At 44.5% G+C, this 8,199-nt stretch carries 5 protein-coding genes; 1 reads left to right on the top strand and 4 read right to left on the bottom strand.

The annotated features are described in order from the left end of the window. Positions 1–203: 203 nt before the first annotated feature. The 4 genes from ACUVJL_RS39200 to ACUVJL_RS39185 form a co-directional block, all read right to left on the bottom strand. The gene (locus ACUVJL_RS39200; protein ID WP_445250750.1) at positions 204–476 is read right to left on the bottom strand and encodes a DUF1998 domain-containing protein; all 273 of its coding nucleotides are present in this window, start codon (positions 474–476) and stop codon (positions 204–206) included. 351 nt (positions 477–827) lie between these two features. Next, complete coding sequence (locus ACUVJL_RS39195) at positions 828–1,787, bottom strand: MBL fold metallo-hydrolase (protein WP_445250749.1); 960 nt, start codon at positions 1,785–1,787, stop codon at positions 828–830. 812 nt (positions 1,788–2,599) lie between these two features. Continuing rightward, positions 2,600–4,531 (bottom strand): glycosyl hydrolase family 28-related protein, encoded by a 1,932-nt coding sequence (locus ACUVJL_RS39190; protein ID WP_445250748.1) that lies wholly within the window; start codon positions 4,529–4,531, stop codon positions 2,600–2,602. A 305-nt stretch (positions 4,532–4,836) separates the two neighbouring features. Beyond that, complete coding sequence (locus ACUVJL_RS39185) at positions 4,837–6,702, bottom strand: peptidoglycan DD-metalloendopeptidase family protein (RefSeq protein ID WP_445250747.1); 1,866 nt, start codon at positions 6,700–6,702, stop codon at positions 4,837–4,839. 1,190 nt (positions 6,703–7,892) lie between these two features. Between ACUVJL_RS39185 and ACUVJL_RS39180 the strand changes: the two genes are divergently transcribed. Beyond that, on the top strand, positions 7,893–8,072 hold the full coding sequence (locus ACUVJL_RS39180; protein WP_445250746.1) for a hypothetical protein: 180 nt from the start codon (positions 7,893–7,895) through the stop codon (positions 8,070–8,072). Positions 8,073–8,199 lie beyond the last annotated feature (127 nt).

Here is an 8,199-nt window from a genome sequence, read left to right as displayed (position 1 = left end):
TATTTAATTCTCATTCCTTACTTATTTTAAAGGTGAGTTTACAGTCTTCCAGCGTGAGCGTGTTCGCCATCGAAAACGAAATTTCGTATTTTTTTTAGTCCCGCTAAGTAGATGTAATGCTACTTTATAGGCTGTTAAATAGAATAATTTGCTGCTATAACTTCAAGCAAAAACAAACCTACTTTCTTGTGCAGCCCCTGGTTTTATTGGGGACAGCCAAGTTGAGTCAAGCATTTAGGACACCCGTCAGAACACTCGCAAATTAAGGCTAGAGACATTGCTTTAACAGCAAATAACGGTAGATGTCTCCCGCTTTCTTCAGATGCTCCATTTCCCCTATCTGTGGTATCAAAAAAATAGGCGACGATACCTGAATTATCTTGCTCTATCGTACAGTTGACATCGCCAGTAGAGGAAAGCACGACTAAGGGAATAGCTAGTTGAATTTGATGAGCCATACTGTGCAGAGCAACCACAACTGCATTGCCTCTAAACAAACCCTTTAACTATTGATGCTTTCCTTCGCCGCCAACAGCAGCAGCACGGATAAGAGGAGCGTAGTCAGTTGGCTTGGGGTTTGTCATTTTTTTTGGGATAACTTCAATTGTTTCAAATTATCGAATCTCGATCGCCCAAGTAGCCGTTCGCATCCGCACGACTACTCAGGATGTGCTGAATTTTTTAGCTAACCAGACGAAAATTTTTACCCACAATACCTACGCAACTATCACAAGCGAGGGTGCGACATAAAAACTAAACGATAAATAGCAGAATATCTGGACGGTTCAATGCCTTACTCTTTTTGCGACAAAAGCTCATTATTCAGGTTAGCGATATTCCACAGGTACCCAGGCATAGCCCTGATTGTCCGCACGAATATGACCGACTCCTGGAAAAGACACATGGGCGGGTGCTACGAGACGACGGGATGTTTCTGCCTCGGCAAATTGTTTCGCCCGTTGCGCTGCTGCTGCATTAGGATCGACGTCAAACTCGATCGTGATTTTGGGCTTCGGAAATTGAACCGAGGCCACGTGCAAAATATCGCCCCAAAACTCGATACTCTCACCTTTGCTTTCCACCAAGTAAAAACTGTGCCCGGGCGTATGTCCTGGTGTGGGGCGGGCAGTAATCCCAGGTAAAATCACCGTCTCGCCGGAAAACGGCTTCAGCTTGCCCCCATCGAGATAGGGTTTGACTGTCTTAATTGCTTCGTTGATATATTTTTGATAGTTTGGCGATCGCTTTGCATTAGCAGGATTAAGCCAAAAATCGATATCGGGTTTGCCGACATAGACCATAGCAGCAGGAAACATGAGTTGACCGCCTACAACCAAACCCCCACTGTGATCCGGATGGATATGAGTAATGAGAACAATATCGATATCGTCGGCCCTATAGCCTGCTGCCTGCAACGACATCGGTAGCTTGCCGCCCCGTTCCCCAAACAATTCCCCTGAACCTGTGTCTACCAACACCTGCTTGTCTCCAGTGTCGATGAGAAATACATTGATCGAAGTTTCAACGGGGTTTGTAAGGAAGCTGTGATGCAGGAGGCGATCAACTTCTACCGGGTTCGTATTTGTCAGGACGGAATGCAGATCCAGTGGCACTGTGCCGTCGCTGAGGGCGGTAATTCTGAAATCGCCTAACTCGAATTGATAGACACCCGGCACTTTAGGTTTCACCGTTTTCTCTGCGGTAATACCCGGAAACATCATTGACGTTGCAATAATCAATACAGAGGTGATAACAGCTATGGCAAGTCTAAAAAACATATTCGACATATCCCAGTGGTAATTGAAAATTGAAGTAACGTAAACTTAGTTTGTCAAACCTCACCCCTACCGTATCAGAAATTTAAAGCTAATAATCAAATAATTTTCAGAACCCTTGATATCGCCTACTCTCGGGCAACAGCGCTACAATATCAATGTAGAGGTCACTTGCTGCGATACTTGGCTGTGGAACCATGGGAGGTAGGGTTATAATTTTGTTTACCGTGGCTCTACCTAAAATTCTTTCTATAACCCTTGACAGTTACCCATACGCTATCTATATTCAGAATTATCTGGGACACGCTAACATCCACCACACAGTCCGTTACACCCAGCTAGCAACGCATCGGTTTGAGGGGTTTTGGGACGACTGACACTTACATAATCATTTGTGTAACCCCTGACAGTTACCTAGCACCTATATATGGATTTATTGCAGGCGACTTAATGAAGCTGTAGCGGTTCCAAGCCTTGGGTCAAAATAAGCGAATATGCTGATGAAGCTGTAACGGTTTCAAGTCCTGTCCTAGATGAGGAAATCGATTTTGCTGAGCGGCTCATTTTGCACCCTACAGAGCGTTTTTGGTGGCGATCGCACCCCACGCAAAAAACCTCCAGCCTTTATCAAAGCTAGAGGTCAATTTTTCTCAAAAGGTGCAGGCGATACCAGAATCGCTGAGTATAGATACCTAATTCATGTAGGGAATAGTTTGATCAGCAATTCTGGCCTTGCGTGTACTACATGGGTAGGGACACAAAATGTCCGTCCCTACAGGGTTTCTGTACTCCAATTTAGTGATAAAAGCTATATTGACTCTCTCCTACAGAGGAATGCCACTGAATTTGTAAACATCCGCATCATAGAGTCTGACTCGTGTTGTTGTTTTGGTAGCAGAAACACTGATTTCAAAGGAAGATTGCGAGAAATCAATGCCAGTAATATAAGCTCCTACTGGAATACCATCTCCAGAAATTCTATCTCCCTTGCGCCACGCATCAGCTTTTGACACGTTTTTAATAGTCGCATTGCCCTGGGTGACATCACCTTTTGTTTCTTCGTGAAATCGTGGGATGTATTTAACGCTAATATCAGCAGTACCTGAGCTGACTGACTTAGCTACCCATTCTAATGTCACAGTTGAACCCTCAATCTTGGCAATCTGTCCGATTACCCCTGGATTCTGATAAGGATAATCGCCCGGATAGTGTTCTCCAACAAAACCAGCATCTTGGAAAGGTAATGCGTAGTAAGACACCAAATCTCCTCGCTTTAGTACCCCTGGATTACTGACTGTAAAAGTAGCATTACCCAACCCGTCGGCTGTCAGGTTTACCTTCCCGATGTGAATCTCTTTGATTTGGGAAGATGTGACGAGCAGAGTGGCATTTAAATCATCAGCCATAATCTGGCTACCGTTAGGCATCGAGTAGCCATTTAGAATGGCAATTTTGGGAGAGTTATAGGAAGAACCCAGTTGTCTGATAATAGAGCCAAACGTTAAATCTCGGACTATTGTATCCTCCATCTTTACACCAATCGGGGCCGAAAATCCTAGGGATAACTCCTCACCATAGTGAGTTTGATTTTTATCATTTTCGTCCAATCCACCAACAGTGTGATTCAAGAAAAAGCAGGAAGAAAACTTGAAGACATTACTGTTAAAAAATCTGATGGGTGATTTTCTCGAATTGGTAGAAAAAGCGCAGCCAATAAAGTTTATGGGGGCAAAAGACCACAAATGAGTATCTATGGCGGGGTGAGTATCCATAAATTCAAATTGACATCCCACAAATGTCGCTGGCATATTAACAGAGGAATAACCAGGACTAATGTATCCCATGCTGAGCGTATTCTGAGCATATAAAGATATTATGCTTGTAAGTCCATAAGTGGTACCCATATGGAACAAATATTTCGTTGCGCTGACATTGGCACCATTGATAAAAGGAGCAGTACCAAGTTTACTACCATAATCTAAGGTACTGACAAAAAAGTGATTCCCAAATGATGCTATGTTTTGCAAAATTACATGATCAACACTCGCTTGACAAATGGCTACTGATACCTTGTTTAACTCAAAAATGCAGTCCTTAATCAAGACCTTCGCAGCATGGTTAGTAGCACCATTTGGTGCAAGAACGATTCCCGTTACAAAACCATTTATTAGGCATCCTTCTATCGTAATAGAACTACTCGTACCGCCACTAATGTAATAAGAGGATTGACCAGGATAGCGTTCTGTATCGGGTACTGAAGGGAAATAAGGGTCAATGCAAATGCCCGCATAAGGGGAGTAGCGGTTATCTCTACAGCCATTCACTACGAATGTAGAATCGTCTAATAATGCCTTGAAATTATCGGATGCTTTCAGCGACTGTGAATAGTCGTTTTTGCCGCGAATGGCAATGTCTTTGATAGTAACTCCCTGAACAGCTTGCAGGACAATTGCTGGCTTGTCATTGAACGTTGGGACAAGGATTGTGTCCTGCCCTGGTAGGTTAGAGGATGGTTTTTGCCCGCAAATTTCTAATCCAACAAAGTCGTAACGAGGTTGATTTGGAGGGGTATTGACAATTTTTAAAATGAACAAGGAGTTGGTGATTTTATAGGTTCCTCCTGGAAAATAGAGCTGACGGTTGGAATTGGGATGTCCGAGCAAATAATTAATGGCATCTTGAATCGCCATGGTGTCATCGGTGACTCCATCGCCAAAAGCACCAAAATCTCTTACGTTCAAAGAATTTGCAGTCATGGAATTATCTCCTTTTGTTTATTGATGTTGATGAAAAGCAAAATGCTCGCATTGAAACATGGTTAGTCTTTGACAATATTTCTGGGCTTTCCTCGACTATGGCTTTGCCATTTGAGGTGGGGCGATCGCTTCTTGGCTCAATTCCCCCATTTGTTCAGCAATTATTGTGAATGGGGGAATTCAAGCAGCTAGAGAACGCGCGGAATATAGATATTTAATTCCAAGCAGGGAAGAGTTTTATTGACTCTTCCCTACGCGGGAATGTCCCTGAATTTGTAAACATCTGCATCGTAGACGCGTGTTAGCTAATTCTTACGCCAAGCTGCTGCAAACTGATGTTGGTTACCCCTTTGGTAGCCAGCGATTACGCGAGTGAGCAAACCTTGTCCGAGCCACTTATCGTACTCGTCCTGCATCTGTGCGCTGGTCAAGTGATGGCGACCGACAGTTTGACCACTACCGATCACCTTTTGCTGGAAGATTGCGGAAAATCTCACTTCGTTGAGGTGCTCGTAAGCACTCAGATAAGCAAGTTGCCGACCAACAGCAACGTTATCGTTCCACTCGTTTTGGTATTGCTCCGGTGTGAGGAAGCTTTTGACCACGAACGAGCCGACATCACTCTTCTCGTAAAAAGCCGCATAAGAACGTTGACCAGAAATCGACACAGCCGATACGTTCACGGGTCGGAAGCCCTCCGCTATCCAGTTATTGAATTGGTTTTGGTGTTGCTCCGCCGTCAGACCGTGGTAAGCCTTCCAGATGACACCATTCGCCTTGACAAAAATTGTGGCGTACCGGATTGAACCCGCACTCAAATAGCTGCTTAGGTTGAGCAAACGCATCCCTTCCTTCGTGCGAGTGTCAAATTCTTTCTGATACTCAACTCCTGTGAGTCCGTGACGGGCGACCCAGGCGGTACCGTCAGCAGGTCGGAAGATTGCGTTGAAAAAGGTCTTGCCGTTGACTTCGTAGCCATCAACCCAGATGAGGCGATAGCCAGAAGATGTCACCCGGTTGAAGATAGTTTGGTACTGAGCTTCTGCAATTCCGAAGTGTGCTACCTCGCCCCAACCGGGTGGATACCAGGCAGGTTTGCTCTCTGATGGCCAGATAGCTACAGCCTCCTTTGAGATGCCCTGACCAGTGAGTTGAACCCACGGGCCATCCGGGTTAGGTGGATTGAAACTGTTGCGATCAATGACCCAGGCATTGCGGAACGGCATCGGTCGCAACGGACCCGAAGTGCTGTTCTTAAGGCATTGAACGTGGGTATGGGGGTTGGTTGAGTTCCCAGAGTTGCCGGCAAGTCCGATCATTTGTCCGGCTTTGACCACCGCACCTTTTTGCTTTAGGGCATCAGGGATAGTATTCTTCTGGAAATGAGCATAGAAAACGAGTTCGTCACCATGCCGAACCCAGATATTATTACCTCCACCTGGGTTGGGCGTTGGATCTGGAAATTTTCCCAGCGTGGTGTTGTTCTCCATGCCATCATGCCATTCTTCGACGGTGCCATCTGCGACAGCGCGGACGGGCTTGCCCCAGATCCGATAATCCTCATTCTTGGTGCCAGACTGCCCAGGAAGCAGATCGCTCCACTTATTGTTATCTGGGTTTAGAGCTTGGACGCCAATGTCATGAGCCAAAATCTGGCTTCCATTAGCGCCGCCGTTTGCCCAGTGTTGCGCCGAGGTCACAAAATACTCGCCGACGCGCAGGTCGCTGGCGCTGAACGGAAACAGATAAGCCCCCTGTGGTGTAGGACTTTTATGGGGTGCCAGGTCTATTGTGATGGTCGCTGGCGAACTGAAATCGCTGCACGAGACACTTACTGTTACCTTTGACGGTCCTGGGGCAGGCAGATAAACTACGTTGCTCGCCATTGTGTTGTTATCCAACTTTACGACCCCGTTTGACCATAATGCTGAGTTTCCTGGGTTGATGTCAAGATTGACAGCTTGCATGTTGATGGCTGGCACTTGAGAACCGGGGAATGAAAACTGAATGGCGTTGATGTGGATCGTCTTACTCTCACCATTCGTGATTTGCAAGCGCAGCACAATCTTGACTAACTGCTTTTGGTCGGCTGTCATGGCGGCGATAGGCAGATAAACCGCCTTGCCTGACTCTACAGGCTCTATGTTGATTGTAAGTTTAGGTGTAGTCACAATTAATTTCCTCTTGGGATATTTTTATTAGGTTGATAATTCCATCAAAATCAGCTTTGTACTGACTTCTAGGCTGAGAATGTAATGAGCTGTTAGTAACTTTCGCTTGACTTCAATGGTTGTTCTACAGGTATAACTTTTGTTAGCAATGTGTTGTCAGTCGCTTTTTTTAGTGACACTCATTTGTGGTAGCTCATTTAAATGACACTCATTTGTGGTAGCTCATTTAAGTGACACTCATTATCAGACTGAAAACAGGCGTGGCTTAATCAGGGTATGAAAAAAATCAGTTACAAATCCAAAATTCTTGTGGATACTGGTTTCTAGGACTTCTATATAACCCATTTGACATCTATTGCTGTAAGGGTGAACCTTGTGGGATATGGCTTCAGCTTTTTTGCCATCATCGCCCTATGATTTCTCGTCTTGTGGCTATTGAGTTATGTAAGACGGCTTGTTTGTGTGCCTTATTTTTTAATAAAAGATGTCAAATGGGTTCTATATTTAGCCTTTCATACCATAACCAGCAACTCCGGAATGATTATTTAGAAGCGCTAGCAGAAGGTAACAAATCCGTTTAGGGAAATGGCACAACCTCAGTCTCCTCGTGGATACTGGTTTCTATAACTGGCATATTTAGCCTTTCATACCGTAAATCAGCAACGCCTCCTGACCTAGCTGTAGCGGCTCCAAGCCCTAGATGAGGATTTAGGTTAACCTTGAGCTGGCACACATTTAAGGAAAAATAATCACTTATATATTGCCTTGATTTATAGGTAAATATTATAGGTAATCTTAATTTGATGAGGTACAGGCACAATTTCAGGACAAATGAAATTGGCAAATCTACGAGAGTAACAGGAGGTTCCACAATAGATTATTTACCCGTTAATAGGCTAAAGGGGTCAAGACCCGCAACCCATCCCATCAGTGGGGAAGCAATGCGAACGCTACGGCAATTGCAATTAGATAATTCTGGCTTACCCTTTCTATTTCTATCTGGGCGTAAAAAGCCGATGGCTATGAATACTGCTAGGAAGATAAACCTCTAGGAACAAGCTTTCTTATCAAAATAGCTGTGGCTATGTTAAGAAATAAAACGCTACCAAATAGAATCTTGTAGATAGGGATAAAAATATAAGGTATAACATCCAACATTCTTTCGTTCCTCTCTTAACCGAGGTCTTCCTATGGCGATCGAACTTTCAAATCTAACGTTTACTGACGAGGATGATATTGTCCCCGCGTCTGGGGTAGAAGAAATACTCAATACTGGGATTACTAATACTCTTGCTGGCAATGACAGAATCCTTGGCACTAAGGAGATAACCACTGACACTCCGCCTCAGAACATATTTAGCGGGACTTAAACAAAAAATACGGTAAAAATACGTTATAATGCTTGCATAGCAAGCATATAACGTTAAAGAATGACCAATGAAAGAGACAACCCCTGCCGCGATGCCCCCCTGCTTCGATAGATGGTGTCAAAGATTT

Origin of the sequence: Microcoleus sp. OTE_8_concoct_300 (assembly GCF_031383065.1) — a bacterium.
Taxonomy (GTDB): Bacteria; Cyanobacteriota; Cyanobacteriia; order Cyanobacteriales; family Microcoleaceae; genus Microcoleus.
Note: the sequence above shows the minus strand (reverse complement) of the source record. Positions and strands in the feature narration are given on the sequence as shown.